The 817-nt window shown below is 32.9% G+C and carries 1 protein-coding gene; it reads left to right on the top strand.

Features of this window, described 5'->3' with window-relative positions:
* The first annotated feature begins 29 nt into the window (after window positions 1–29).
* Window positions 30–746, top strand: a complete 717-nt coding sequence (locus DIU01_RS07310; RefSeq protein ID WP_290832990.1) for a tRNA threonylcarbamoyladenosine dehydratase — start codon at window positions 30–32, stop codon at window positions 744–746.
* The last annotated feature ends 71 nt before the right edge of the window (window positions 747–817 follow it).

Here is an 817-nt window from a genome sequence, read left to right as displayed (position 1 = left end):
ATATCTAATATCAAAAATCTAAAATTCAAATGGCAAAGTGGCAAGAAAGAGCAGAATTATTATTCAAACCAGAAGGATTAAATAATTTAAAAAACGCAAATGTATTAGTTGTAGGAGTTGGTGGCGTTGGTTCATTTGCTGCCGAATTTTTAGCTCGTGCAGGCGTTGGAAATCTTACAATTGTAGATGGTGATGTTGTTGATATTACTAACATTAATCGTCAATTGCCAGCGTTGCATTCAACAGTTGGATTATCTAAAATTGATGTTGTAGGCAATAGATTAATGGATATAAACCCAGAGTTAAATTTGACGAAAGTCCAAGAATTTTTATCTCCAGAACGTGCTTTTGAAATCGTAGAGGAAAAATACGATTATGTTTTAGATTGCATCGACAGCGTTACACCAAAATTAAATTTGATAATCGGAGCCAAACGCAAACGTGTAAAAATCATCTCTTCAATGGGCGCAGGCGGAAAAATGGAAGCTGCAAAAGTGAAAGTTGCCGACATTACCAATACGGTAAATTGCATGTTTGCCAAAACCATCAGAAGACGATTAAAAGAACACAAAATCGATAAATTAAAAGTGGTTTTTTCATCAGAAATTCAGGATGAAAGCAGTTTGAAAATGACCGATGGTTCCAATTATAAAAAATCATTTTACGGAACAAACAGCTATATGCCAGGACTTTTTGGGTTGTATATGGCAGAAACTGTGATTAGATATATTATTAAGAAAGTTTAGAAGTTTAATAGTTTAGGAGTTTAAAAGAAATTCCAAAACTCATAAACTTTTAACCTCATAAACTTATAAAC

The organism is Flavobacterium sp., assembly GCF_003525665.1.
Classification (GTDB): Bacteria; Bacteroidota; Bacteroidia; order Flavobacteriales; family Flavobacteriaceae; genus Flavobacterium.
This window is presented reverse-complemented; position numbering and strand designations above follow the sequence as displayed.

Coding starts and splice junctions, on each gene's coding strand:
- DIU01_RS07310 (WP_290832990.1), top strand. CDS start 30: ATGGCAAAGTGGCAAGAAAGAGCAGAATTATTATTCAAACCAGAAGGA.